The sequence below is a fragment of the Candidatus Palauibacter australiensis genome, from assembly GCA_026705295.1.
Taxonomy (GTDB): Bacteria; Gemmatimonadota; Gemmatimonadetes; order Palauibacterales; family Palauibacteraceae; genus Palauibacter; species Palauibacter australiensis.
In genome coordinates, this window is the sequence record JAPPBA010000039.1 from 25100 (window position 1) to 51367 (window position 26268).

The window sequence follows — 26268 nt, forward strand, 5'->3', positions numbered from 1 at the left end:
CCCCGTCGCACCGACGTTTCTCCCGACACCGAAACCGTCAGTCAGGAGCCGCCCCTTGGGTGACGCTCAACCGTCCACCGAACTTTCCTCCCGTTACGATCCCGCCGGGCTCGAAGGGCCGATGTACGAGCGCTGGGTCGACACGGGCCTGTTCCACGTTCCGGCCGCGGACGTCGAGCGGCCTTACGTGATCGTGATCCCCCCGCCGAACGTCACCGCCGCGCTGCACATGGGTCACGGGCTCAACAACACCCTGCAGGATGTCCTCATCCGCCGGCGGCGGATGCAGGGGTACGACGCTCTGTGGGTGCCGGGCACGGATCACGCCGGGATCGCCACGCAGAACGTCGTCGAGCGACAGTTGCGCGGAGATGGGCTCACCCGTTTCGACCTCGGCCGCGAGGCGTTCGTCGAGCGCGTCTGGGAGTGGGTCGACGAGTACGGGGGCCGGATCATCGGCCAGCTCCGCACCATCGGGTGTTCCTGCGATTGGGAGCGGACGCGGTTCACGCTCGACGAGGGACTCTCGAACGCGGTGCGCGAGGTCTTCGTCCGTCTCTATGAGAAGGACCTCATTTACCGCGGTCGCTACATCATCAACTGGTGTCCCCGCTGCCGGACGGCGCTCTCGAACGAGGAAGCGGAGCACCGCGACCTGGATGGCAAGCTCTACCGCCTGAAGTACCCTCTGGTGGGCGGCGGCCATGTGGAGGTCGCGACGACGCGGCCGGAGACGATGCTCGGCGACACGGGACTCGCGGTGTCTCCGGACGACGCGCGATACGCGGATCTCGTCGGCCGGGAGGCCGAACTGCCGCTGGTCGGACGGCGTCTCCCGATTGTGGCGGACGAACACGTGGACCCGGAATTCGGGTCGGGCGTGGTGAAGGTCACGCCCGCGCACGATCCGAACGATTTTGAGATCGGGGGGCGGCACGGACTCGAGGCGCTCGACGTGATGACGGATCGGGGGGCGATGAACGACGCCGTCCCGGAGGCCTACCGCGGCCTCGACCGCTTCGAGGCGCGCCGCCGCGTCGTGGCGGACCTCGAGGCGGGTGGCTGGCTCGTGGGCGTCGAGGACCATGTCCACGCCGTCGGGCGGTGCTATCGCTGCGACACCGTCGTCGAGCCCCGCCTGAGCCTCCAGTGGTTCGTGCGCATGAAGCCCCTCGCGGAGCCGGGGCTGGCGGCCTACGAGAGCGGGGAACTTCGCTTCCACCCCGCGCGATTCGGTCGCGTGTACCGCAACTGGATGAAGAACATCCGCGACTGGTGCATCAGCCGGCAACTGTGGTGGGGACACCGGATCCCCGTCTGGTACTGCGATGTCGCCGGCTGCGACGAGTTGGTCGTCTCCACCGAGGATCCGGACGACTGTCCCGTCTGCGGAGGGGAGCTGCGCCAGGATGAGGATGTGCTGGATACCTGGTTCAGTTCGTGGCTCTGGCCCTTCTCGACGCTGGGCTGGCCGGAACGCACCGGGGACCTCCGTTCGTTCTATCCCACGGCGACGCTCGTCACGGCGCCCGAGATCCTCTTCTTCTGGGTGGCCCGCATGATCATGGCGGGCTTCGAGTTCATGGGAGAGCTGCCGTTCACCGATGTCCTGCTGAACGGGACGGTTCGGGACCACCTCGGGCGGCGCATGTCGAAGTCTCTCGGGAACGGAATAGATCCTCTGGAAGTTGTTGAATTGTATGGCGCTGACGCCATGCGCTTCACACTCGTTCGAGGATCTCCGCTCGGAACGGACATCCAGCTGGACTACGAGAATCTTGAAGCCGCGTTCCGTCCGGGGCGGAACTTCGCGAACAAGATGTGGAATGCGGCGCGGTTTGCCTTGCCGCACGCGCGCTGGGACGACACGAGGGGCGCGCCGGAACCGACGGCGCTCGCGGACCGATGGATCAGGAGCCGCCTCGCACGGGTGGCGCACGAGATGGACGCCGCCTACGAAGGCTACCGTCTCCACGAGGCGGCGGAGGCCGGCCACTCGTTCGTGTGGGGAGATTTCTGCGACTGGTACCTGGAGCTGGCGAAGCCCCGGCTGACCGGGGATCGCGAGTCGGCCCGGGAGGTGGGACATACGCTGACGCTCGTGATGCGCGGCTGGCTCTCGCTCCTTCATCCGATCGTACCCTTCGTCACGGAGGCGATCGCGGCGAGGTTGCCCGACGCGGAAGCTGCGGGCTCGCTCGTCACGGGACCGTGGCCGGACTGCCCCGAGAACTGGATCGATCCCGACGCGGAAGCGGGGATTGAGGCGCTCCGGGAGTTCGTGGGGGCCGTCCGGACGCTGCGCGGGGAATACGGCGTGGAGCCGGGAACCCGCGTGCGGGTGAGGGTTACGGGTGCTTCGCGGGCCCTGCTGTCGGCCCTGGCCGAGGAGGAGGAGAGCGTCGCTCGTCTGGCGGGGTTGTCCGGGGTCGAGCGGACTGCGGAGGGCGCGGGCGCGGCGTCCACCGACGGTGCCGGCGCGCACGCGGTGCTCCGCTCGGGCGGAGAACTTTTCCTCCCGCTGGAAGGGGTCATCGATCTTGACAACGAGCGCGGGCGCATCCGAGCGGAGTTGGAGCGTACGGCCAATCTGCTCGCGCGGAGCCGCGGGAAGCTTGAGAACGCCGGTTTCCTCGGTAACGCACCCGAGGAGGTCATCGCACGGGAGCGGGAGAAAGTGACGTCACTGGGAGAACAGCGAGCTCGCCTCGAGGAGAAGCTCCGATCGCTGCGGGTGGGAGTCTGACGCGCGCCGGGCCCGGGACCACCGGGCGGGGGCCGGGAGCCCGCGAACGGGTTTTCGACCTCGTCGCCGACGGAAGGCTCCTCTCGGCGGTGATGGCTTTCCTCATCATGCTGGCATGTGCGAGGGAGATGCCTCCGCCCGGTGCGCGGCCCGATGAGGTCCCGCCTCACATCGTCCGTATCCGTCCCGCGCCGGATGCGACGGTCGTCGACTTCGACGGGGCGCTCGAGATCCGTTTCAGCGAGCCCGTGCGGATACCGAACGGTCTCGCCAGGGAGATGTTCGTCAGCCCGATGGAGACGTATGAGGCCCAGACGGGATTCTCCGATCTGCGTCTCCGGCCGGAGGACGGGTGGCGGGACAGCGTCGCGTACTGCTTCACGATTCCGACCGATGGGATCAACGACCTTCTGCGCAACGGAATGGAAGAACCGGTCGAGTTCTGCTTTTCCACGGGAGGTGAGATCCCGGACACCCGGGTCGAGGGAGAGGTGATCGACGCGCTCACCGCGCAACCGCTGGAGGAGGCCCGCGTCATCTTCTGGGCCGGTCCGGATTCCATCCCGTACGGCGCGATCTCGGACAGCGCCGGCAGGTTCGTCACGCGCGGGTTGCCGCCGGGCGAGTACCAGGCCTTCGGTTTCGTCGACCGCAATCGCAACATGATTCCGGATCGCGTGCTGGAGTCCTACGACAGCGCGTCGGTGGCGGCATCGCCGGAGACGCCAACGGAGTTGAGGTTCGTCGTCGTGGCGCCGGATACGACGCCGCCGCTGCTGGCTCGCGCGCTCGTCGTGGGAAGCGAGACCGTGCAGCTCGAATTCGATGACTATCTACTCAATCCCCAACCGGAGGAGCCCGGTATCGCGATTCGGGACTCGGCGACGAACGAAACGCTGGAAATCGTGGCCAGCCTCATCGGTTCGGCCGATGAGGTGACGTTCCCTCTCGACTCCGCGGCGCTCGCGGACTCCATCGCGGCGGCGGACTCCGTCGCAACGGCGGATTCCGCGGCCGTCGCCGACTCGGCGGCGATCGGCGACCCCGCGGCGGTCGAGGCGCCGAGCCCGGATTCCGCCGGCGCCGCGGCCTCTGACTCCGTCGCGGAAGAGGATCCCGTGCTTCCGTCGAGGTTCATCACGGTGCGGCTCGGGGCGGCGCTCGACTCGGGGACATACCGGGTTTCTGTCACGGGCGTCGTGAACCTGCGCGGTCTCACGGGAGGCGGTGATACATCCTTTGTGGCCGAGCCCGAGCCCCCGTCCGCCGACTCGGCCGCGGCCGCCGACTCGGTCGCCGCAGCGGATTCGACGGTTGCCGAGGGCGATTCCGTCGTCGTGGAGCAGGATTCGGTGCCGCCGGCGCCCGACAGTCTCGACATACCGGCAATCCCGCCGGCCACGGCCGGGGCGCCGCCGGACACCGTTGGGGCGCCACCCGACACGGTCGGGGTGCCTCCGGACACGGCCGGAGCGCCGCCGGACACGGTCGGGGCGCCGCCGGACACGGTCGGGGCGCCGCCGGATACGGTGCGAAGGCGCGCATGAGGGACCCGCGCCGCCGGCTCCCCTCCATGGACGCACTCCTCAGGGAGTCCGAAGTCGCCGTCTGGATCGATCGCTACGGCCGCGAAACGGTCAAAGACTCGCTCCGCCGGGTCCTGGACCGCACCCGCGCGGAAGGCGGTGCGGAGCCGTCCGTTCCGGTCGATCTCCTTCGGGTCGCGGAACGCGATCTGGAGGCGCGAGCCCGGCCCTCGCTTCGGCGGACGCTCAACGGAACCGGCATCGTGCTCCACACCAACCTCGGCCGGGCGCCGCTCGCCGACGCTGCGGGTCGCGCCCAGGCGGAGGCCGCGGCTTACGGGAATGTCGAGCTCTCCCTCGCGACGGGCCGCCGCGGCTCCAGGTACGATCACTGCGGCGAAATCGTCTGTGAACTAACGGGTGCGGGCGCGGCGATCATCGCGAACAACAACGCAGCGGCCGTGTCGCTCGTCGTGAACGAACTGGCACGGGGCCGCGAGGTGCTCGTGTCGCGCGGGGAACTGGTCGAAATCGGAGGCACGTTCAGGATCCCCGATGTCGTGGAACGGAGCGGCGGCCGGTTGAGAGAGGTCGGCACGACGAACCGGACGAGAGTGTCCGACTACGCGGCGGCCATCGACGAATCGACCGGGCTCATTCTGCGGGTCCACCCCTCGAACTACCGGGTCGAGGGGTTCTCGGCGCGCCCGGAGCTCCCGGCACTGGTTGCTCTCGCGCGGGAGCGCGCGATCCCGCTCGCGCACGATCTCGGCTCCGGGTTGCTCGATGCGGATCTCCTGCCGGGATTCCCGGAGGGGCCCACCGCCCGGGGGTCGCTGGCCGCGGGCGTCGACCTCGCGACCTGGAGCGGCGACAAGCTCCTCGGGGGCCCGCAGGCCGGGATCATCGCGGGCGACGCGGCGTTGATCGGGCGGCTGCGCCGGAATCCGCTGCTGCGGGCGTTCCGGGTGGACAAGACGACGCTCGCCGCCCTCGAAGCCACGCTGATGCTGTACCGCGACCCGGATCTCGCCGTCCGGCGCGTGCCGGTGCTGCGGATGCTTCGCGAACCGGCGGAGGCGGTCGAAGTCCGAGCGGCCGCCGCGCGCCCCGATCCTCCACAGCGAAGCGGCGCGCGCGTCGACGTGATCCGGACCGAAGCGATGGTCGGAGGGGGCGCCTTTCCGGGGTTCGCGATTCCTTCGGCGGGGTGGGCCGTGACGGGGGTCGACGTCGAGCGGCTCGCGGTGGAGTGCCGCGCCGGCCCGGTCCCGCTCATCGGCCGTATCGAGCGTGCGGCGTTCATCGTCGATATGCGGACGCTCCCCGGCGAGGAAACGGCCAGGGCCGCGGAAGCTCTCGCCGCGGCGCTCAACCGGCTTGCCGATGTCTGACGCCGTGCGGATCGCGGTCCTCGCGTCGGGAGGCGGTTCCAACTTCCAGGCGCTCGTTGACCGCTTCCACCGCGCAGACGTTCCCGACCGCGAGATCGCTGGCGTGATCGCCAGCCGCGAGGGAGCCGGCGTCCTCGAGCGGGCGCGCCGGATCGGGGTGGCATCGGCGGTCTCGCCGCCGGTATCGACGAGTGACGAACTGGCGACGTTCCTACGCCGCACGCTGGACGAATGGCGAAGCGACATCGTGGTCCTGGCCGGTTACATGAAACTGGTGCCCGAGTCCCTCGTGCGGGCCTGGTGGGGACGGATCCTGAACATCCATCCCGCGCTTCTGCCTTCGTTCGGAGGCCAGGGGATGTACGGCGCCCGCGTGCACCGGGCGGTCATCGAGGCCGGCGTCCGGATCACCGGAGCGACCGTCCACTTCGTTGACGAGGCGTACGACCGGGGGCCGGTCCTGTGCCAGTGGCCCGTACCCGTGCTCGCGGGCGATACTCCGGAATCCGTCGCCGCCCGCGTGCTTAAGGTCGAGCACCGGATCCTGCCCGCGGCGGTCGAAGCGCTGGCTTCGGGGGCGGTCCGGCTGGAGGCGGACCGCCGGGTCCACTGGGTTCGCGAATGGTTCGAGACGGAGACGTTCACCAACCGGGAAGGATGAGTGGGAATGCCGACTGCGCTCGTGAGCGTTTCGGACAAGTCGGGAATCGAGGAATTCTGTGCGGGATTGATCGCTCGGGGCTGGGAGATCGCATCCACGGGCGGGACGATGCGGGCGCTGCGCGCGGCGGGGCTCGAGGTCCGCGGCGTGAGCGACCTCACCGGCCATCCGGAGATGCTCGGCGGTCGCGTGAAGACGCTCCACCCGAGGGTGCACGGCGGGATCCTCGCCCGGCGCGAGGTACCGGACGATCTGGATCAACTCGCCGCGCACGGCATGGTTCCGATCGACCTCGTGGCCGTGAACCTGTACCCCTTCCGCGAGACCGTGGCCGACGGGGACGTGAAGCTCGGGGAAGCGCTGGAGCAGATCGACATCGGCGGCCCGACGATGCTCCGGGCGTCGGCAAAGAACCATCCATCCGTCTGGTCGGTCTGCGACCCGGCCGACTACGGGCGCGTGCTCGAGGCCATCGATGCCGGGGACGCGCCGCAGACGGCGGAGCTGCGGCGTGAGCTGGCGGTGAAGGTGTTCGGGCACACCGCGGCCTACGACGCGGCGATCACGCGCTACCTGACCCAGCTTGACGGCGCGGAGGGTTCGCCGGACCTCCCGGCGGGGGAGACCGTCCTCCCGCTCGACCGCGTGCAACCGCTACGGTACGGGGAGAACCCGGACCAGAAGGCCGCCTTCTTCCGCGACGGATCCGGTCCGCTGCGCGGGATTCCCGCGCTCGCGCAACTCCACGGGCGGGAACTCTCGTTCAACAACATTCTCGATGTGGACGGGGCCCTCACGGCGATCGCGCCCTTCGTGTCCGGAGAGCGCGCCGCCTGCGCGATCCTCAAGCACTCGACGCCGTGCGGCCTCGCCGTCGGCGCGTCCCCGCTGGAGGCCTACGAGAAGGCGCTCGCCTGCGATCCCGTTTCGGCGTTCGGCTCGGTCATCGCCTTCACGGATCCACTCACGGAGGTTGTCGCGGAAGCCCTCTCGCGGAACTTCGTGGAGTGCGTCGTGGCGCCGGAATACTCGGAGGAGGCGCTCCGCCTCCTGCGGGCGAAGAAGAACATCCGGATTCTGAAGCCCGGGGCGGGCTCGGCGCTGGACGCGGGCGGCCATCTGCGGGAAGGGGTCGAGGTGCGCGGCGTCCGCGGCGGGGTTCTGATGCAGGCGGCCCCGCGCCCGGCACGCGAGGTGGATCGGGAGGCGCACGTCCCCACGGCGCGGGCCCCGAGCGACGCGGAATGGGACGATCTCGCGTTCGCCTGGTCCGCGGTGCAGAGCGTGAAGTCGAACGCGATCCTGCTGGTGCGCGATGGAGCGTCGATCGGGATCGGCGCGGGCCAGATGAGCCGCGTCGACTCGGTGGAGATCTCGATCCGCAAGGCCCGGGCGCAGGGGTTCGACGTGGCGGGCGCCGTCCTCGGGTCGGACGCGTTCTTCCCCTTCCGCGACGGCATCGATGCGGCGGCGGGCGCGGGAGTGACGGCGATCGCGCAGCCGGGCGGGTCGAAGCGCGATGCGGAGGTCATCGAGGCCGCGAACGAGCACGGCATGGCGATGGTTTTCACCGGACGGCGGCTCTTCCGGCACTAGGGTCCGCCGTGCGGGCCAGCACCCGCGTCGGGAGAAGGGTTGCGAAACACCAGGCGCCGGAACGGTTATATTGAGAGTACGCAACGCCGCAGGCGAAGCGGCCGGCGACCGGCGAGGGCTGGAGGCCGAACGGCAAGGGAGACTCCCCATGGCGAACATTCATATTCCGCCCGGCTGGCGGCTCAAGGAGAGCGAAGCGACACCGGAGTCGGTGTACCTCGACCGGCGGCAGTTCGTGGCCCGCATGGGCGGGGGGGCGGTCCTTGCCGCGGCCTCGCTGGCATGCCGGCCGGGAGGGGCGGCGGAAGCTCAGCAGCGCGGCCCCCTCGACAACATCCCGGACACCCCGACCGCGGATCTCTATCCCGCGGCCGTGAACGATCCGCGCTTCACGCCCGGCGACCGCCACAAGGAGGTTTCGCCCGAGGAGATCGTGGCCACGTACAACAACTTCTACGAGTTCGGCACGGACAAGGACGGCGTGTGGCGCAACGTGGGCCCGTTCGAAGCCCGTCCGTGGGCGCTGGAAGTCACGGGCCTCGTCGAGAACCCGGGCGTCTACGACCTCGTGGAGCTGGAACGCGCCTTCCCGCTCGAGGAACGGATCTACCGGCACCGCTGCGTGGAGCGCTGGTCCGTCGTCGTGCCCTGGATCGGCTTCCCGCTCGCCCGGCTGCTGGAGCGGGTGCAGCCGCAGAACGATGCCCGCTACGTCGGCTTCGTGACATTCAACCGGCCGGAGCAGGCCTTCGGCCAGAAGACGCAGAGCTGGTACAAGTGGCCCTACTACGAAGGGCTTCGCATGGACGAGGCGATGAACGAACTCGCTTTCGTCGTGACGGGCATGTACGGCCATCCACTGCAGAAGCAGAACGGCGCTCCGGTCCGCATCCATGTGCCCTGGAAGTACGGATACAAGAGCCCCAAGAGCATCGTCCGCATCGACATCACCGACGAGATGCCGACGACCTTCTGGAACGACCTCCAGCCGTCCGAGTACGGCTTCTATTCGAACGTGGACCCGGACGTGCCTCATCCCCGCTGGTCCCAGGCGCAGGAGGAGATCGTCGGCACGGGGCAACGGGTTCCGACGCTCCCGTTCAACGGCTACGGCGAGTGGGTAGGAGAGCTCTACGACGGTCGCGTGACGCCGGTCGGAGACGTGCCGCACGCCCGCTGAGGCTCCGGCGGGCGCGGCTTCCTTGACCCGCCCGCCGTCCCCGGCTAAAGTCTCGCAGGCCCCGCGGTAGCGGGGCCCGAACCGAATCGAGATTTTCCCCGAAACACATATAGATAAGCCCTTGAGACGACGCGCGATCGCAGCGCTCGTGCTTTTCCTGGGGGTCCTGATCAGCCAGGGTTGCGGCGGTGAATATCCGCAATCCGCACTGCACCCCAGTTCAGACTCCGCCACGCTCCTCGACCGGCTCTTCGACCAGATCTTCTGGTGGGCGGTCGGCGTGTTCGTCGTGGTGGAGGGCATCCTCATCTACGTGTTCGTCCGCTTCAGGGAGCGGCCGGGCGACACGCGACCGAAGCAGGTCCACGGTCACCTCCTCCTCGAAGTGGGTTGGACGCTGGCGCCGGCGCTCATCCTCGTGGCGATCGCGATTCCGACCATGCGCGCCATCTTCATCATTGACCGGTCGACGCCGGATCCGGAGGCGCTCGTCATCGAGGTCATCGGCAAGCAGTGGTGGTGGGAATTCCGCTATCCGGAACTCGGGATCGTGACGGCGAACGAGGCGCACGTCCCGCTGGGCCGCACCGTCGACCTGAGGCTCCGTTCCGCGGATGTCATGCATTCGTTCTGGATTCCGCGCCTGGCCGGCAAACGCGACCTCGTGCCGGGGATCGAGAACCAGCTCTGGTTCCGGCCGGACTCGGTCGGCGTGTACCACGGACAGTGCGCGGAGTTCTGCGGCACGGCGCACGCGCTCATGGGAATGCGCGTGATCGTGGACGAGCCCGGGGACTTCGAGCGCTGGGCCCGGGCGAACGCGGCGCCGGCTTCGACACCCGCGGCCGCGGAGGCGCGGGCGGGGCAGGGCGTGTTCATGGCGAACGCGTGCGTGAGCTGCCACGCGGTGAGAGGGACGCCGGCGACGGGGCAGTTCGGCCCGGACCTCACGCACTTCGGGAGCCGGCTCACGATCGCCTCGGGGGTGCTCGAGAACACGCCCGCGAACCTGGCGCGCTGGCTGGACTCCACCCAGCACGTGAAGCCCGGGAACCTGATGCCCGAAGTGGAGCTGAGCGACGCGCAGCTTCGGCAGCTCGTCGCCTACCTCGGGTCGCTCCGTTAGCGCCATGGCCATGACCGACGCGCTTTCTACGGGAATCTGGAGCTGGCTGACGACCGTCGACCACAAGCGGATCGCGATCATGTACTTCGTGGTCGGGTTCGTCTTCCTCCTCATCGCGGGCGTCGAGGGACAGCTCATCCGGCTCCAGCTCGCCGCCCCCGAGCGCAGCTTCCTCGACCCGGACCTGTACAACCAGCTGTTCACGATGCACGGCACGACGATGGTGTTCTTCGCCGGCATGCCGCTCGTCGTCGCCTTCTTCAACTTCGTCGTACCCCTGCAGATCGGGGCCCGCGACGTGGCCTTCCCGCGCCTGAACGCGTTCTCCTTCTGGGTCTTCCTCTTCGGCGGCCTCTTCCTGTACGCGAGCGTCCCCCTCCGGGTGATGCCCGACGGGGGGTGGTTCGCGTACATGCCGCTGACGAACCCGGAGTATTCGCCGGGACCGGGCATCGACTTCTACGTGCTCGCGCTCCTGATTTCCGGGGTGGGGTCGATCGCGGGCGGGCTGAACTTCCTCGTCACGATCCTCAACATGAGGGCGCCGGGGATGACGTTCATGCGGATGCCGCTCTTCACCTGGATGGCGCTCATCGTCTCCGCGCTCATCCTGCTCGCCTTCCCCCCCTTCACGGTCGGCCTGATCTTCATGCTCTTCGACCGCCGTTTCGGAACCCACTTCTTCGACGCGGCGGCGGGCGCGGACCCCGTCCTCTGGCAGCACCTGTTCTGGGTCTTCGGCCACCCCGAGGTCTACATCCTCATCCTGCCGGCGTTCGGCATCGTGTCCGACGTGATCCCGACGTTCTCGCGGAAGATCCTGTTCGGGTATCCCGTCGTCGTCTTCTCGGGCGTCCTCATCGCCTTCCTCGGGTTCGGCGTCTGGGTCCACCACATGTTCTCGGTCGGACTCGGGCCGGTGGTGAACGCGGTCTTCGGCGGGGCGACGATGCTCATCGCGATCCCCACCGGGATCAAGATCTTCAACTGGATCGCGACGATGTGGGGGGGTCGCTTACGCTTCCGAACGGCGATGCTGTTTGCGGCCGGGCTCGTGGCGACGTTCACGATCGGCGGCCTGAGCGGCGTCATGCACAGTTCGCCGCCGGCGGACCTGCAGCAGACGGACACGTACTTCGTGGTGGCGCACTTCCACTACGTGCTCATCGGTGGGACGGTCTTCGGCCTCTTCTGCGGCTTCTACTACTGGTTCCCGAAGGCGACGGGGCGGTTGCTGCACGAGGGACTGGGGCAGGCCCACTTCTGGCTCAGCTTCCTCGCGCTGAACGTGACCTTCTTCCCGATGCACTTCTCGGGGCTCCTGGGGATGCCGCGGCGCACCTACACGTACGCGGAGGGGCTGGGCCTGGATGTGTTCAACCTGATCTCGACCATCGGGGCCTTCATCTTCACGCTCTCCTTCGTGCCGCTGGTCTGGAACCTGTGGCGTACGTGGCGGCGCGGAGAGGCCGCGGGACACAACCCGTGGGACGCGTCGACGCTCGAGTGGACGATGGTTTCGCCGCCGCCGCACTACAACTTCGCGGAGATCCCGGCCGTTGATCGGCGGGACCCGCTCTGGCATCCCTACATCGAGCCGGAATCGCGCCGGGAAGGGGATGAACCCGGGGGCGCCGTGCCGCGGCGGCAGCCGGACGAGCCGCCGGCGCCCGTGGTCATGCCGAATCCGTCGTACTGGCCGCTCGTGCTCGCCGTCGGGATGCTCCTCATGACGATCGGCGGGCTCGGGTCGCTGGGGCTGACGCTCTTCGGTCTGCTCGTGACGGCGGTGGGGCTCTTCGCGTGGGCTTTCGAGCCGCCGTTCGGGGAGGGGGCGCACTGATGGAGGGGCCGACCTCGACGGGCATCCCGAACCGCAAGCTCGCGATGTGGAGCTTCATCGGGTCGGAGTGCATGCTGTTCGGCACCCTGATCGCCACGTACATGATCTATCGCGGCCGGAACCTCGTGCCGCCCTATCCGCACGACCTCCTGAACATCCCCTTCATCACCGTCACGACCTTCGTGCTCCTGATGAGCAGCCTCATGATGGTGCTCGCGCTCGCGGCGGTGCAGAGGAACGATCTGCGGGCGACGAAGCTGTGGCTCGGCCTGACGGCGCTGTTCGGCCTCATCTTCCTCGGCGGCCAGTACTACGAGTTCAGCCACTTCGTTCACGAGGGGCTGCCGCTGTCGAGGAACCTGTTCTCGTCGACCTTCTTCGTCCTCACGGGAACGCACGGCGCCCACGTCGCCGGCGGCGTGATCTGGCTGAGCACGCTCCTCGTGAGGACGGCGCAGGGGAAGCTCGACGCCCGCCATGCGGAGACGGTGGAGATCGCCGGACTCTACTGGCACTTCGTCGACGTCGTGTGGATTATCCTCTTCACCCTCATCTACCTGCTGGTGTGAGGCACACGTGAGCCATCATTCCGCCGAATCGCACCCGAGCACGCGCATCTACGTCGCGATCGCGGTGATCCTCGCCGCGCTGACGGCGCTCGAGGTGATGGTGTTCTACATCGAGGCGCTCGCGCCGGTGCTCATCCCGATCCTGCTCGTGATGATGGCGGCGAAGTTCGCGCTCGTCGCGATGTTCTTCATGCACCTGAAGTCCGATGGCCCGGTCCTCACCGCCATCTTCGCCTGGGGAGTATTCATCGCCACCGCCGTCGTGGTCGGACTGATGGCGATCTTCGGCAAGTTCGGCGCCTGACAGCGGACCTCGGCGCCTGACGGCGGACCGTCGGCCCGTGTCGGTCCGTCAGCGGGCCGGGGTGGCGGAGAGGGCGTAGAGGAAGAGGTTCACGCCCATCTGGAGTGCGGACTCCCGCACCTCGGGCGTGTCCCCGTGCACGCCCTCGTCCTCCCAGCCGTCCCCCAGGTCGGATTCGAAGCTGTAGTAGACCGCGAGGCGGCCATCGAGGAAGATGCCGAACCCCTGTGCGGGATTCCCGTCGTGTTCGTGAATCTTGGGGAGGCCGTCCTGCATCTCGTAGAAGATCCGGTAGATGCTGTGCTCGAGCGGCACTTCCGCGAGGGGTATGTCCGGGAAGAGGCGGGCGATCTCCCGTCGAAAGGACTCGTCCAGGCCGTAGTTGTCGTCCACGTGCAGGAAGCCGCCCCCGTACAGGTAGGCGCGCAGGCGTTCGATCTCGAGCGCGGTGAAGGACATGTTGCCGTGTCCCGTCGCGTACAGGTACGGGTGGTCGGCGAGGTCGGGATCCGCGGCGCCCACCTCCGCGGGCCGGTCGGCGACCGGAATCCCGGTCCGGAGGCGGATCTGCTCGAGAAGGTTGTCGAGGCTCGAGGGATTCGCGTACCAGTCGCCCCCGCCGTCGTAGCGCAGGCGTGCGATCGTCGGCGGCTCCGTCTGCTGCGACACGCCCGGCGGCTGACCGGCGAGGCTCGGACAGGAGCCGAGCGCGGCCAACGCGGCGGCTGCGACCGTAACGAAGCCGATCACCATCTGCGGTGTGCGGTCGCCGCGCCGCTGCATGGTCCGGCAGTGCGGACAGATTCGCGTCGCGTCCGGCACGTTGCACTTGCAGCGGCGGCAGGGCTTCATTTGCCTGCGTTCATCGTGGCGCCTCGGTCGCGTGGCGCGGCCCGCCGGCCGCACCGTGTCTCACCCGTCTTCCCGCCGATCCGGCCACGCCGCGGGTCGACGATGGGCAGGTAGCTTATCGGTTCGCGCACCCCGGGGCGAAGGCTCAGCAGTCCGTGGCAAAACCCCGCGTCAGCGCCGAGAGCGGTGAAGCACTCGGCGGGGGCCCCTCTGGGGAGAGGAGCGACGAGGGAGCATAGCAGCGCTACGTGATCGAGGAGCGACGAAGAGTGCAGCGGTTCAGGCGAGGTGCAGCGCCGCTCGAACGTAGCGGGGTTTTGCCACGGACTGTTAGGATGTGCGCGCGACGGGCCGCTTTCCGGCCTGCCGGACCACGAGGACCTGGACGATGCGTCGATACTCGGCCTACGACCCCCCTGAGTACGTCTCCTGGCAGCCCGATCCCGATCTCCTGGAGGAGTACCGGTCGCGCATCCGGGCGGACGACGCCCGCGCGCGGGAGATCGCCGCGCTGCCTCCCGACGCGCACATCGCGCTGTACCGGGGACTCCTTCGCTTCCGCCTCAGCGACATCGCCCTCACGAGGTGGGTGAAACAGGGCGTGATCTCGAAGGCGTGGCTCGGGACCGGCGAGGAAGCCGTGACCGTGGGGGCCGTGAACGCCCTCGACCGTCGCGGTTCCGACGGCGACATCGTGGGGCCCATGATCCGCAACCAGGGAGCGACCCACGAGATGGGCATGCCGATGGCGGAAGTGTTCCGCACGTACCTCGGGACGGCGGACGCCCCCGCGGAGGGGCGGGACCTGCACCTGGGAGACCTGCGCTACGGTGTGTGTCCGCCCATCAGCATGGTCGCGACGCTGTCGACCGTCATGAACGGGTTCGCCCTCGCTTTCCGCATCCGCGGAGAACCACGGGTGGCGCTGACCTGGGTCGGGGACGGTGCGACGAAGCACGGCGAGGCGCACGAGGCGTTCGCCTTCGCGGCATCGCTCAGATTGCCGATCATCTTCATCATCCAGAACAACCAGGTGGCGCTGGGGACACGGCTGGACCAGCACCACGTGCCGCCCGACTTCTCGGACTGGGGCGCGGCGTACGGGATTCCCTCCGCATCGGTGGACGGGAACCACGTGCTCGAGGTCTACGCGGCCACGCGGGTGGCGGCCGAGCGCTGCCGGCGGGGGGAGGGGCCGCAACTCATCGAGGCGCGCACCTTCCGCATGGGAGGGCACGCGACGCACGACGTGCGCGAGGCCCGGGCCACCTTTTCGCGCGAGTTGTTCCAATACTGGGGGCGGCGTGATCCGGTCGGACTCTATGAGGAGTACCTGGCGGGGATCGACCTCGGAGTCGCCGGCGCCGGCAACCTGCGTGAGCGGAACCTCCGCAAGCTCGCATCGGTGGAGCGGGAGGTGGAGGCGGAGATCGAGCGGGCCGCCGGGGAGGCGCTGGCGAGTCGTGAGACCGCCGCTCCCCGCGGAGAAACGGTGACGCACGGCGTGTACGGCGGGGGGGCGGCATGACCGGCGGCGCCCGGCCGCGGCGGTCGGGCCGGATCGAGGGCGCGGCGTGGATGCTGTACGACGCGGGCCGGGCGCCGTCCGGCCTCGGTCTCGGCTACTTCGTCTGCGACGACCCGGAGGTGGCGGACCGGCGCGCGGCGCTTCCCGCCGGGCTGGCCCTGCCGGACCTCGATGACGAGGCCTTCCGCGCGTTGTGGGAGGCCGGACGACCGCTCACGTCGACGGAACGCCGGGTCGTCGACGGCAGCGGAGCGATCTGGCTTGCCCAGGGGAGGGGGCCGGTCTGGGCGGAGGGAGGGAGCGCGGCGGGTACCGTGGGCCTCCGTCTGCGCTGCATCAGCGCTCATCGTCCGGCGGTGGAGTTGAACGGCGCCACACTCGCCGGGATTTCGGACGCGGAACTGATCGCGCGCCTCGGCGCGCCCGAAGGAGTCGCGCCATCCTCCGACTGACGTTTCTCGGAACGGCTTCCTCGCGGCCGACGGTGTCGCGGAACGTTTCGTCGCTCGCACTGAAGCGCGAGGGGCGGTTGTTTCTCCTCGACTGCGGCGAGGGGACGCAGCGGCAGATGATGCGCTACGGCGTGGGCTTTTCCCTCGGAGACATCCTCATCACGCACCTCCACTCCGATCATTACCTCGGGCTGCCGGGCCTGCTCCGCACGATGAGCCTCCAAGGGCGCGTCGAACCGCTCCGCATCTGGGCCCCGTACAGGGCGGGCGAGACGCTCCGCGCGCTCCGGGATCTGGGAGGGGACCGCCTGGCGTTCGAGGCGACGGTCCACGAACTCCGCGCGGGGGAGGCGGTCGAGGGCGATGGCTTTCGAGTGGAAGCCTTCGCAACCGAGCACACGCGGCGCTCGCTCGGATACGCCCTCATCGAGGATGATCGCCCGGGGAGATTCGATGTGGCGGCCGCCCGCGAGATGGGCGTCCCGGAAGGGCCGCTCTTCGGCCAGCTCCACCGCGGCGAGAGCGTGGAGCTCGCGGACGGCCGGCGCGTGCGTCCCGCGGAACTCGTGGGTCCTCCGCGTCCGGGCAGGAAGGTCGTGTACACGGGGGATACGCGCCCCTCTCCCGAAACGGTCCGGATCTCGCGCGACGCCGACCTCCTCGTGCATGAGGCAACCTTCACCGAGGAGGAGCAGGGTCGGGCACGGGACACCGGCCACTCCACCGCCGCGGACGCAGCCCGGGTCGCGCGCGAGGCGGGCGCGCGGCGACTCGTGCTGACGCACGTCAGCGCCCGCTACGCCGAGCGGCCGGCGCAACTGCTCGAAGAGGCGCGCGCCGTCTTCCCCGGGGCGGAACTCGCGCGCGATGGCTGGTCCACCGAGGTCTCCTTCGATGACGCGGACGCGGGGGATCCGGACCCTTGATCCGCGTGCGCGTACCCGGGGACAAGTCGATCTCCCACCGCGCCGCGCTCATCGCGCCCCTCGCCTCGTCGGCTTCCGTAGTGCGCGGCCTCTCGGACGGCGCCGACGTGCGGGCGAGCGTGCGGGCGATGCAGCGGCTTGGCGCCGCGGTGGAGTGCACGGAGGAAGGACGCGGCCTCACGATCCGTTGCGCAGGCGGCGGCCTCGACCCCGGCTCGGCTCCGCGGCTCGACTGCGGGAACAGCGGGACGACGGCACGCCTGCTCGCCGGGATCCTGGCGGGTTCCGGCATCGCGGCGATCCTGGATGGCGATCCATCGCTTCGCGGCCGCCCCATGCGCCGCGTCATCTATCCGCTGCAGGCCATGGGGGCGCGGATCGAGTACGAGGGAGAGCCGGAGCGGCTTCCCGTGCGGCTCCGCGGGCGCGCCACCGGGACGCTGCGGGCGCTGCGCCACCGCGGCCGGGTCGCCAGCGCCCAGGTCAAGTCGGCCGTGCTGCTGGCCGGCGTGCTGGCCCGTGTACGCGTCGAGGTCAGCGAGCCCGCCCTCTCGCGCGACCACACCGAACGCATGCTGGCCGGGATGGGCGTGCCGCTCGCATTCCATCCCGGGCGGATGGGAGCGGGAGACGTGAGCTTCGACCCCTCCGGCTGGGACGGTGAGCTCGCGGGTCTCCGCATGACCGTGCCCGGCGACCCTTCCTCGGCCGCCTTCCTGATCGGGGCGTCGCTCCTCGCCGGTCGCCCGGTGAGGGTGGAGGCCGTGGCGGCCAACCCCGGTCGCATCGGTTTTCTTTCCGTACTCGAGGAGATGGGGGCCGCGGTCGACCGGGACCCCGCGCCTGCCCAGGCCGGGGAACGAGTGGAGACGTGGACCGTCCATCCCCCGGACGGTCTGCGGGCGTTCTCGATCGGCGGCGACCTGATTCCGCGCGTGATCGACGAGATTCCGCTCCTCGCCGTCCTCGCCGCCCGGGCGCGGGGGCGTTCCGAGATCCGCGACGCCGCGGAGCTGCGTGTGAAGGAGAGCGATCGCCTTGCCGTTCTGGCCCGGACGCTCGGGAAGCTCGGGGTCGCCGTGGAGGAAAGGCCCGACGGGCTCACGATCGAGGGCCGTGCCGGGCGGCTGCGCGGCGACGTCGAGACGCGGGGCGACCACCGGATCGCGATGGCGTTCGGGGTCCTCGACGCGGCGGGAGATGCCGATCTGCGGATCGATGACCGCGCGTGCGCGGACGTCTCGTATCCGGACTTCTGGGAGGCGATCGAGCCGTTCCGGCGCAGGGCCCGCGGGGCGCGTTCCGCTCCGGCGGGGCGGGTGATCGCGGTGGACGGGCCCGCCGCCTCCGGCAAGAGCAGCACCGCACGGAGCGTGGCCCGGCGACTCGGCTTCGTGCATGTGAACTCCGGGCTGCTCTACCGGGCGATCACCCGCTGGGCCCTCGACCGGGGCATCGCGGAGGACGGCCCGGCAATCGAGGCCGCCGTACCCGGGCTGGACATCGATCTCGCCCCCGCGCGCGAGGGATTCGACGTATCCGTGGAGGGCAGGCGGCCGGGCTCGGAGCTCGAATCGCCCGAGGTGACCGCGCGGGTGTCTGCCGTTTCCACGCTTCCGGCGGTTCGGGAGGTCGTCCTGGAGCGGCTGCGCCGGGCGGGCCGCCGGCACGAGATCGTCTGCGATGGACGTGACATCGGTACGGCGGTCTTCCCCGGCGCGCATCTGAAGATCTTCCTCGTGGCGGAAGCCGGCGAGAGGGCGCGGCGTCGACTGCGCCAGCGCGGCGCGCCTTTCACGGAGGACGACGTCGAGCGCGAGACGCGGCGTCTCGAGGCGCGCGACCGACTGGATCGTTCGCGTCCGCTGTCCCCGCTGCGGCGAGCTCCCGACGCCATCGAGATCGATACGACCTCCATGCCTCCGGACCAGGTCGTGGATGCGATCCTGGAGCTTGCGGCTTCCGCTTTCCGTTGACGCTTTCGCGGCCTGAATCTAAGTTGGCCTACTGTTCGAGGACCGGTGGCGGAAAGAGTGGCGCTTCGCGCCGGATCCTGTGGAAACCCGACACCAGGGGATCGGCCGGCGGCTGGGCGGAGATGGTGAAGCTCGGTTGAGGTCGATTCTTTTTTGCCACGAGGCCCGGCGGGAGGCACGGTTGGCCCCGCGCGGGAGCTTGATTCCCTATGCCCGACGACACGAACCCTCAGACCGAAGTCCCCGAGACCGACATCCCCGAGACGACGGATGCGTTGACGGAAGTCGCCGACCCCGCTCCGGCAGATACGGAAGTCGCCGCCGCGATACCGGCCGCCTTCGAGCCGAGTGCCATCGATCTGGATCTCGATGCCGACCCCCGGGACGACTCGCAGCACGACCAGGCGGAGTACGCCGAACTCTACGCGCTCTACGAGGACACGCTCAGTCGCATCACGGAGGGCGAGATCGTCTCCGCGCAGGTCATCGGGAAGACCGAGACGGACATCATCCTCGACGTCGGCTTCAAGTCTGAAGGCGCAGTCCCGCTCGAAGAGTTCTCGGACCCGGACGAAGTTCAGCTGGGCGACTCCGTCGATGTCCTCCTCGAGAGCCTCGAGGATGAGGAAGGCGTCGTCGTCCTGTCGAAGAAGAAGGCGGATTTCCTCCGAGTCTGGGAGAAGATCAAGGACGCCTTCGACAACGACCGTCCCGTGCAGGGGCGTATCAAGCGGAAGATCAAGGGTGGCGTGACGGTCGACCTGATGGGGGTCGACGCTTTCCTTCCCGGGTCCCAGATCGCGCTTCGCCGCGTGCCCAACGTCGACGACCTTCTGGGCGACGAGTACGACTTCAAGATCCTCAAGCTCAACAAGCGCCGGCGGAACATCGTGGTGAGCCGTCGCGTCCTTCTCGAGGAAGAGCGGGCGGGGAAGCGCGAGGAGCTCAAGAAGGAGCTGTCGGTGGGCGACGTGCGCCCCGGGATCGTCAAGAACATCACGGACTTCGGCGCCTTCATCGACCTCGGCGGCATGGACGGCCTCCTCCACATCACCGACATGTCCTGGGGTCGTATCGGCCATCCCTCGGAAGTGTGCGAGATCGGCCAGTCGCTCGAGATCAAGATCCTCGACATCGACTGGGACCGGGAGAGAATCTCGCTCGGCCTCAAGCAACTTCAGGAGTACCCCTGGAAGAACGTGGCCGAGAAATACCCTGTCGGGATACGTGTGCTGGGCCGGGTCGTCTCGATCACGAACTACGGTGCCTTCATCGAACTCGAGCGCGGCATCGAGGGCCTCGTCCACATCTCCGAAATGTCGTGGACCCGCAACGTCCGACATCCCTCTCAACTGGTCGGCATCAACGACAAGGTCGAATGCGTCGTGCTGCGCGTCGATGAGGACGCGCAGAAGATCTCGCTCGGAATGAAGCAGGTGGAGGAGGACCCGTGGCTGGCGCTTCCGGCGCAGTACCCGCCGGGGACGAAGATCCGCGGACTCGTCCGCAACCTCACCTCCTTCGGCGCCTTCGTGGAGGTCGAGGCCGGAATCGACGGCCTCGTCCATATCTCCGACATGAGCTGGACTCGGCGGGTGCAGCATCCGGCGGAGGTGCTCCGCAAGGGGGAGGAGGTCGATGTCGTCGTGCTCTCGATCGATCCCGACCAGAAGCGGATCTCCCTCGGCTTGAAGCAAGTGCAGGAAGACCCGTGGTATCAGCTCGCGCAGGCGTACCAGCCGGGACGGGAAGTGGCGGGCTCGATCACGCGGTTGCTCGAGAAGGGCGTCGTCGTGGACCTCGGGAGCGATCTCGAAGGGTTCGTCCCGATCTCGCAGCTCGGCGTGGAGGCGCCGACCGCCGAGCCCGCTGAGCACTTCGACGAGGGGCATCGGTTGGAGCTGCGCGTACTCGAAACGGATCCGATCAACCGTCGCATCGTTCTCGCCGTCGTGGACGCGCCGGATGTCCCGTACGACGCCGACGAGGTAGAGTACGAGAACATGGCGGCGTCGAAGTCCGGTTCCGCGGCGGATGACACGGACGAGGGGGAGCAGTCCGATTCCGGTGGTGAGGCAGGGGAGTAGCCCCTTCCACGAGCGGCAAAGAGCAGCGCGGAGGCGCGTAGCCCTCGGCTGCAGCGCCGCGCTGGTCGTGGCCGCGGGCTGTGCACTCATCGCCGGCAACCCACCCATCGAGACCGCCGCGGCGAGCGCGGTCGACCCGGAAGGAGCGGCCGCCCAGCTCCGCCTCGCCGAGGCCGACTACGAGCAGGGGCGATACGCGGCAGCCGCGGCGCGCGGGGATTCCCTCGACGCCGCCTGGCGTGGGATCGAACCCTTCCGCGCGCTCGCGGACCGCGCCCTCTCCGTGGCGGGCCGGGCGCTGGAGGCGCAGAGGCTGCCGGGCGCCGCGGCGGATCGCTATGGCATGCTTCTCGCGCGGGCGCCTGCCGCCTCCCTGGAAACGGCCACCCTGGAGCGACTCGTTCGGATCCTCTCGGACACGAGTCGCGAGTCCGAGGCGGTCGCCGCGATCCTCTCCACACCGCGAGGCCTCGAGACGGTCGGTGCGGAGGATCTCCGCCGGTTAACCTCCGCCCTCACGATCCGGGAATTGCGTCCGCTGACGGAGGCTTTCCCGCCGGAGACCACCGCGGCTGCGATCGTTCATGCACAACTCGGCCGCCTCCTCGCCATAGAGGGGGAGGGTGACGAGGCGAGGCGTCTGGCCGCTCGCATCCTGGAAGGGCAACCCGCCGAACCCGAACGTGTCACGGCGGAGCTGATCGCGGGGACGGAGACGGATCTCGGCGACGGCGCCGCGCGCATCGGTGCGATCCTGCCGCTCACCGGCGACCTCTCGGAGGTTGGCCAGGTGCTGCGCGAGGGGATCGAACTCGCGGTCGAGCGGTACCTCGCCGAGCGCCCGGCCGGCTTCGATGTCGAACTCATCGTCCTCGATGACGAATCGGACCCGGAGAACACGGCGGGCCTCGTACGCTCGCTCGAGGGACGTGGCGTGATCGCGATCGTAGGTCCCCTCCGCTCCGAGTCGTTCGCCGCAGCTTCCCGGGCGCGCCGGAATCCGAGGCTGCCGATCATCAGCCCCACGGCGACCGACGTGCTGAGACCCGCCCCGGCGACCTACACGCTCTACGATGTGGGCACGCGCGCCTCGGATGTGGCGGAGGAGCTGGCGCGCTGGACGCTGGAGGAACTCCGGCTCCGGCGCGTCGCCGTTCTCGAGCCGGACGGGGTTGGACTCGGCGGCGCCGTAGACGCGTTCACGCGAACGATCCGGGAGTACGGCGGCCTGCTCGTCGGGCACGAACGATACGATCCCGGGCTCACGACGTTTCAGGTACCCATCGAGGCTGTCGCGGCCTCGGAGCCGGATGTCGTCTTCGCGCCGGCGGCGTCCGCTTCCGGTGTTCTCGCCGTCGCGCCTCAGCTCTTCTACTACGGGCTGTACAACGTGATCGTGATGGGGAGCGAAGCCTGGGCCGAACCGGCCGCGCTGCGGCGCCTCGAACCCTTCGCGACGGACCATCGCGTGATCGGTCTTGCCACGGATCGCGTCAGCCCCGGCACGCCGTGGCGGCGATTTGTCGCAGACTATGAGAGACGATACCGAAAGACGTTGCGGGACAATATTATGCCGGCTCTGGCGCACGATGCGGCGCTCCTCGTGCTCTCCGCCCTAGACGGCGCGAGGCTGCCGATCCCGGCTGCGCTCGCGGCCTACCTCGAGTCGGGGCCGGAAGTCGAGGGCGTGACGGGCCGCCTGCGCCCCGAAGCCGGGCGATCCGTCGTGTGGCGTGCCACGGATGTCCGCATGCTCGTCGACGGTTCGCCCGTGGCGGCGGACAGGGAGGAACTCCTCGCCTGGCTGGCCGAGGTGCGTGCGGCGCCGTCACCCTTTGCCCCGCGCGACTCGCTGCGCGTGGACACCCTGCGCACGGAAGCGCGCCGCCGGGTGGGAGGGGTGAGCGCCCGGTGAGCATGCGGGAGAAGCTGGCCGAACTCGAGGCCCGGTCCGAGCGCACGGCACGCGGGGATCCGGACCGGCTCGCCCGGCAGCACGAGCGCGGCAAGCTGGGGGCCCGGGAGCGCCTCGAGATCCTCCTCGACGAGGGGAGTTTCGTGGAGTTCGACCGCTTCGTCGAGCACCGCTGCACCGACTTCGGGCTGGGCGACCGGCGCATCCCCGGCGACGGGGTCATCACGGGCTACGGCCGCGTCGACGGACGAATCGTCTATGTGTTCAGCCAGGACTTCACGGTCTTCGGGGGGTCGCTGTCGGAAGCGCACGCCGGCAAGATCGTGAAAGTGCTGGACCTTGCGACGCGGAACGGCGCCCCGTTCATCGGCATCAACGACTCGGGCGGCGCGCGGATTCAGGAAGGGGTCGCCTCTCTCGGCGGCTATGCGGACATCTTCCTCCGAAACACGCTGGCCTCGGGGGTGATCCCGCAACTGAGCGCGATCCTCGGGCCGTGTTCCGGAGGGGCGGTCTACAGCCCCGCCATCACGGATTTCGTGTTTATGGTGGACGGGGTGAGCCACATGTTCATCACGGGCCCCGGCGTCGTGAAGACGGTGACGCACGAGGACGTGACGTTCGACGAGCTCGGCGGCGCAGCCGTGCACGCGAGCCGATCCGGCGTGGCCCACTTCCGTTCGGCGACCGAAGTCGAGGCGCTCGGCGCCGTGCGCCGCCTTCTGTCCTACCTGCCCTCGAACAACCAGGAATCGCCGCCGTGGCGGGAGACGACGGACCCGCCGGACCGGGCCGACGAGGCGCTTCTCGAGATCGTGCCCGACGACCCGAAGCTCCCGTACGACATGCTGGACATCATCCGCCGGGTCGTCGACACCGAGAGCCTGATGGAAGTCCACGAGGACTACGCCCGCAACATCATCACAGGCTTCGCCCGGCTCGGCGGGAACGCCGTGGGCATCATCGGCAACCAGCCCGCGGTCCTCGCGGGCGTCCTGGACAGCGATGCGAGCATCAAGGCCGCGCGTTTCGTCCGCTTCTGCGATGCGTTTAACGTGCCGCTGGTGACCTTCGAGGATGTGCCCGGCTTTCTTCCGGGGCTGAGGGAAGAGCACGAGGGCATCATCCGAAACGGCGCGAAACTCCTCTTCGCCTACTGCGAGGCGACCGTGCCGAAGCTCACCGTCATCACGCGCAAGGCATACGGCGGTGCGTACGACGTCATGTCGTCCAAGCACATCCGGGGCGACCTCAACCTCGCCTGGCCCAGCGCGGAGATCGCGGTGATGGGCGCGAAGGGCGCGGTGGAGGTCCTGTTCCGGCGCGAGATCGCCGCGGCCGAGGATCCCGTGACGCGCACGGCCGAACTCGAGGCGGAGTATCGGGCGAAGTTCGCCAACCCCTACCTCGCCGCCGAGCGCGGGTTCATCGACGATGTGATCGACCCTCGCGAGACGCGCGCGCGCCTCGTGTCGGGGCTCGAGGCCATGGCCGAGAAGCGCGACCGCAACCCGCCCAGGAAGCACGGCAACATCCCCCTGTGATCCCCGCCGAGGCCGGATGTTCGACAAGGTTCTGATCGCGAACCGCGGCGAGATCGCGGTTCGGGTCATCCGCGCCTGCCACGAGGAGGGCCTCGGGACGGTCGCGGTCTACTCCGACGCGGACCGCCGGGCCCCCCACGTGCTCCTTGCGGGCGAGGCGGTCCGGATCGGCGGGGCCGCCGCCGCGGAGAGCTATCTGTCGATCGACCGGCTCCTCGCCGCCGCGCAGGAGACGCGGGCGGGCGCGGTCCACCCGGGGTACGGCTTTCTGGCCGAGAACGCCGGCTTCGCGCGCGCGGTCGAGGCCGCCGGGCTCGTCCACGTCGGACCTCCCGCCGAGGCGATCGAAGTCATGGGCGACAAGACGCGGGCCCGGGCGCGGATGGTGCGGGCCGGAGTCCCCGTCATCCCGGGCAGCGATCCGCTCGCTTCGGCGCGGGAGGCCGTCCGCGAGGCCGACAGGATCGGATTCCCCGTCCTCCTGAAGGCGGCGGCGGGAGGGGGCGGCAAGGGCATGCACGTGGTCTCCGACGCGGAGGAGATGGAGGGAGCGTTCGGGCGGGCGACCCGGGAAGCGCAGGCCGCCTTCGGTGACGGACGCGTGTTCGCGGAGCGCTTCCTGCGTGCCCCCCGGCACATCGAGATCCAGGTGCTCGCCGACGACGAGCGGACGGTGGACTTCGGTGAGCGGGAGTGTTCGATCCAGCGACGACACCAGAAACTGATCGAAGAGGCGCCGTCCACGGCGATCGACGACGCCCTCCGGCGGCGGATGGCGGAGGTCGCCGTGCGCGCGGCCGAGGCGGTCGGCTACCGGAGCGCGGGGACGGTCGAGTTCCTGGTCGAGGGAGGGGAGTGCTTCTTCCTCGAGATGAACACGCGGATTCAGGTCGAGCACCCCGTGACGGAACTCGTCACCGGCGTGGACCTCGTCCGGCAGCAACTGCGCGTGGCCCGCGGGCTTTCCCTGCTCGGCGGCGGAGCGCCGCCTTCGGCGCGCGGGCACGCGATCGAATGCCGGATCAACGCGGAGGACCCCGCCGCCGGATTCGTGCCGTCAGTCGGTCGAATCGACCGCCTCGAAGTCCCGACGGGGCCCGGGGTGCGCTGGGACGGCGGGATCCGCAACGGGTCGGAAGTCGGCCCGCACTACGACTCGCTGCTCGGCAAGCTGGTCGTCCACGCCTCGGATCGGGAGGCGGCGATCCGGCGCATGCGGTCCGCGCTCGAAGGGCTCGTCATCGGCGGCGTCGAGACGACCGTCCCGTGGCACCTCGCCGTGATGGACGAACCCGACTACCGGATGAACGATCTCTCCATCCGGTACGTGGAGGAACACCCCGGCCTCGGAGAGACGGCGGATCCCGGACTGCGCGATGTGGCGATGGCGGCCGCCGTACTCCTCGCCGACCGGGAGCGGCCACGGGTCGTTGCCGGCGGTGCACGGCGGCCCCGTGACAGAGGAAACGGGCTGTCGGCCTGGGTGCGGGCGGGTCGGGAGTGGTGAAACCGTCATGAAGTACCACGTCGAGGTGGGCGGCGGGAGCTTCGAGGTCGAGCGGCTGGCCTCCGGACTGCGGCTGAACGGTGCGGAGCGGGAAGCCGGGTTCGAGTGGCTGGCGGAGGGCGAGGTCCGGCTCACCCTCGACGGCGCGAACCATCGCGTGCTCGCGCGCCGGACGCCGGGGGGGTGGCGGGTGACCGTGCGCGGCCGGACGTTCGACGTCACGGTGGAGGATGAGCGCACCCGGACCCTCCGTGCGCTGGCCGACCGGACCGCGGCGGGGCGCGGACCGGAGGAGCTGCGCGCCCCGATGCCGGGGCTGATCACCCGCGTCCTCGCGGAAGCCGGGCAGCGCGTGGACGCGGGCGATGGACTGGTCGTGATCGAGGCCATGAAGATGGAGAACGAATTGCGCGCCCGGGAACCGGGAACGGTGGCCGGGGTCGCGGTTCGCGCCGGCGACGTCGTGGACCGCGACCAGGTGCTTGTGACGCTCGAAGCGGAGACGTCGTGAGCGAGCGGCGTCCGGTCTTTTCCAC

Annotated in this window: 19 protein-coding genes and 1 pseudogene; 19 read left to right on the plus strand and 1 reads right to left on the minus strand. The window is 69.5% G+C overall.

Annotated features, from left to right (window positions below):
* Positions 1 to 55 precede the first annotated feature (55 nt).
* From OXN85_02655 to OXN85_02700, 10 genes are all read left to right on the plus strand, one after another.
* The gene (locus OXN85_02655; protein MCY3598862.1) at positions 56 to 2746 is read left to right on the plus strand and encodes a valine--tRNA ligase; all 2691 of its coding nucleotides are present in this window, start codon (positions 56 to 58) and stop codon (positions 2744 to 2746) included.
* Between the two features lie 92 nt (positions 2747 to 2838).
* Entirely contained in the window at positions 2839 to 4293 is a 1455-nt protein-coding gene (locus OXN85_02660; protein MCY3598863.1) for an Ig-like domain-containing protein, read from the plus strand.
* A complete protein-coding gene (gene selA / locus OXN85_02665) occupies positions 4290 to 5666 on the plus strand; it encodes an L-seryl-tRNA(Sec) selenium transferase (protein MCY3598864.1) in 1377 nt (458 codons plus the stop codon). The genes OXN85_02660 and selA overlap by 4 nt, the downstream gene beginning before the upstream one ends.
* Positions 5659 to 6327, plus strand: coding sequence for a phosphoribosylglycinamide formyltransferase (gene purN, locus OXN85_02670; GenBank protein MCY3598865.1), 669 nt, complete (start codon positions 5659 to 5661; stop codon positions 6325 to 6327). The genes selA and purN overlap by 8 nt, the downstream gene beginning before the upstream one ends.
* Before the next feature lie 6 nt (positions 6328 to 6333).
* Entirely contained in the window at positions 6334 to 7923 is a 1590-nt protein-coding gene (gene purH, locus OXN85_02675) for a bifunctional phosphoribosylaminoimidazolecarboxamide formyltransferase/IMP cyclohydrolase (GenBank protein ID MCY3598866.1), read from the plus strand.
* 148 nt (positions 7924 to 8071) lie between these two features.
* Positions 8072 to 9103 carry a protein-methionine-sulfoxide reductase catalytic subunit MsrP gene (gene msrP, locus OXN85_02680; GenBank protein ID MCY3598867.1) on the plus strand — a complete coding sequence of 344 codons (1032 nt, stop codon included), beginning with the start codon at positions 8072 to 8074 and terminating at the stop codon, positions 9101 to 9103.
* A 121-nt stretch (positions 9104 to 9224) separates the two neighbouring features.
* A complete protein-coding gene (gene coxB / locus OXN85_02685; GenBank protein ID MCY3598868.1) occupies positions 9225 to 10229 on the plus strand; it encodes a cytochrome c oxidase subunit II in 1005 nt (334 codons plus the stop codon).
* 10 nt (positions 10230 to 10239) lie between these two features.
* Positions 10240 to 12072 (plus strand): cytochrome c oxidase subunit I, encoded by a 1833-nt coding sequence (gene ctaD / locus OXN85_02690; protein MCY3598869.1) that lies wholly within the window; start codon positions 10240 to 10242, stop codon positions 12070 to 12072.
* Positions 12072 to 12641 carry a cytochrome c oxidase subunit 3 gene (locus tag OXN85_02695; protein MCY3598870.1) on the plus strand — a complete coding sequence of 190 codons (570 nt, stop codon included), beginning with the start codon at positions 12072 to 12074 and terminating at the stop codon, positions 12639 to 12641. Before ctaD ends, OXN85_02695 begins: the two co-directional genes overlap by 1 nt.
* A gap of 7 nt (positions 12642 to 12648) precedes the next feature.
* Positions 12649 to 12945, plus strand: coding sequence for a cytochrome C oxidase subunit IV family protein (locus OXN85_02700; protein MCY3598871.1), 297 nt, complete (start codon positions 12649 to 12651; stop codon positions 12943 to 12945).
* A 48-nt stretch (positions 12946 to 12993) separates the two neighbouring features.
* Here the strand turns inward: OXN85_02700 and OXN85_02705 are convergent, their stop codons facing one another.
* Entirely contained in the window at positions 12994 to 13797 is an 804-nt protein-coding gene (locus tag OXN85_02705) for a DUF4159 domain-containing protein (GenBank protein MCY3598872.1), read from the minus strand.
* Positions 13798 to 14185: 388 nt separating this feature from the next.
* Between OXN85_02705 and OXN85_02710 the strand changes: the two genes are divergently transcribed.
* The 9 genes and pseudogenes from OXN85_02710 (at position 14186) to OXN85_02750 (ending at position 26243) form a co-directional block, all read left to right on the plus strand.
* Positions 14186 to 15325, plus strand: a complete 1140-nt coding sequence (locus OXN85_02710; protein ID MCY3598873.1) for a thiamine pyrophosphate-dependent dehydrogenase E1 component subunit alpha — start codon at positions 14186 to 14188, stop codon at positions 15323 to 15325.
* Positions 15322 to 15777: a hypothetical protein gene (locus tag OXN85_02715; protein ID MCY3598874.1), complete on the plus strand. Its 456-nt coding sequence runs from the start codon at positions 15322 to 15324 to the stop codon at positions 15775 to 15777. The genes OXN85_02710 and OXN85_02715 overlap by 4 nt, the downstream gene beginning before the upstream one ends.
* Complete coding sequence (gene rnz, locus OXN85_02720; protein ID MCY3598875.1) at positions 15765 to 16703, plus strand: ribonuclease Z; 939 nt, start codon at positions 15765 to 15767, stop codon at positions 16701 to 16703. The genes OXN85_02715 and rnz overlap by 13 nt, the downstream gene beginning before the upstream one ends.
* Positions 16704 to 16708: 5 nt before the next feature.
* Entirely contained in the window at positions 16709 to 18679 is a 1971-nt protein-coding gene (gene aroA, locus OXN85_02725; protein MCY3598876.1) for a 3-phosphoshikimate 1-carboxyvinyltransferase, read from the plus strand.
* Between the two features lie 209 nt (positions 18680 to 18888).
* Positions 18889 to 20766, plus strand: a complete 1878-nt coding sequence (locus OXN85_02730; protein ID MCY3598877.1) for a 30S ribosomal protein S1 — start codon at positions 18889 to 18891, stop codon at positions 20764 to 20766.
* A gap of 67 nt (positions 20767 to 20833) precedes the next feature.
* Entirely contained in the window at positions 20834 to 22681 is a 1848-nt protein-coding gene (locus OXN85_02735; protein ID MCY3598878.1) for an ABC transporter substrate-binding protein, read from the plus strand.
* A gap of 2 nt (positions 22682 to 22683) precedes the next feature.
* Complete coding sequence (locus OXN85_02740; GenBank protein ID MCY3598879.1) at positions 22684 to 24225, plus strand: acyl-CoA carboxylase subunit beta; 1542 nt, start codon at positions 22684 to 22686, stop codon at positions 24223 to 24225.
* 16 nt (positions 24226 to 24241) lie between these two features.
* Positions 24242 to 25732, plus strand: a complete 1491-nt coding sequence (locus OXN85_02745; GenBank protein ID MCY3598880.1) for an acetyl-CoA carboxylase biotin carboxylase subunit — start codon at positions 24242 to 24244, stop codon at positions 25730 to 25732.
* 295 nt (positions 25733 to 26027) lie between these two features.
* Positions 26028 to 26243, plus strand: a pseudogene (locus OXN85_02750) (acetyl-CoA carboxylase biotin carboxyl carrier protein subunit).
* Positions 26244 to 26268 lie beyond the last annotated feature (25 nt).

Coding starts and splice junctions, on each gene's coding strand:
- OXN85_02715 (MCY3598874.1), top strand. CDS start 15,322: ATGACCGGCGGCGCCCGGCCGCGGCGGTCGGGCCGGATCGAGGGCGCG.
- purH (MCY3598866.1), top strand. CDS start 6,334: ATGCCGACTGCGCTCGTGAGCGTTTCGGACAAGTCGGGAATCGAGGAA.
- OXN85_02745 (MCY3598880.1), top strand. CDS start 24,242: ATGTTCGACAAGGTTCTGATCGCGAACCGCGGCGAGATCGCGGTTCGG.
- OXN85_02730 (MCY3598877.1), top strand. CDS start 18,889: ATGCCCGACGACACGAACCCTCAGACCGAAGTCCCCGAGACCGACATC.
- OXN85_02705 (MCY3598872.1), bottom strand. CDS start 13,797: ATGAAGCCCTGCCGCCGCTGCAAGTGCAACGTGCCGGACGCGACGCGA.
- OXN85_02740 (MCY3598879.1), top strand. CDS start 22,684: ATGCGGGAGAAGCTGGCCGAACTCGAGGCCCGGTCCGAGCGCACGGCA.
- ctaD (MCY3598869.1), top strand. CDS start 10,240: ATGACCGACGCGCTTTCTACGGGAATCTGGAGCTGGCTGACGACCGTC.
- OXN85_02660 (MCY3598863.1), top strand. CDS start 2,839: ATGGCTTTCCTCATCATGCTGGCATGTGCGAGGGAGATGCCTCCGCCC.
- OXN85_02695 (MCY3598870.1), top strand. CDS start 12,072: ATGGAGGGGCCGACCTCGACGGGCATCCCGAACCGCAAGCTCGCGATG.
- purN (MCY3598865.1), top strand. CDS start 5,659: ATGTCTGACGCCGTGCGGATCGCGGTCCTCGCGTCGGGAGGCGGTTCC.
- OXN85_02710 (MCY3598873.1), top strand. CDS start 14,186: ATGCGTCGATACTCGGCCTACGACCCCCCTGAGTACGTCTCCTGGCAG.
- selA (MCY3598864.1), top strand. CDS start 4,290: ATGAGGGACCCGCGCCGCCGGCTCCCCTCCATGGACGCACTCCTCAGG.
- msrP (MCY3598867.1), top strand. CDS start 8,072: ATGGCGAACATTCATATTCCGCCCGGCTGGCGGCTCAAGGAGAGCGAA.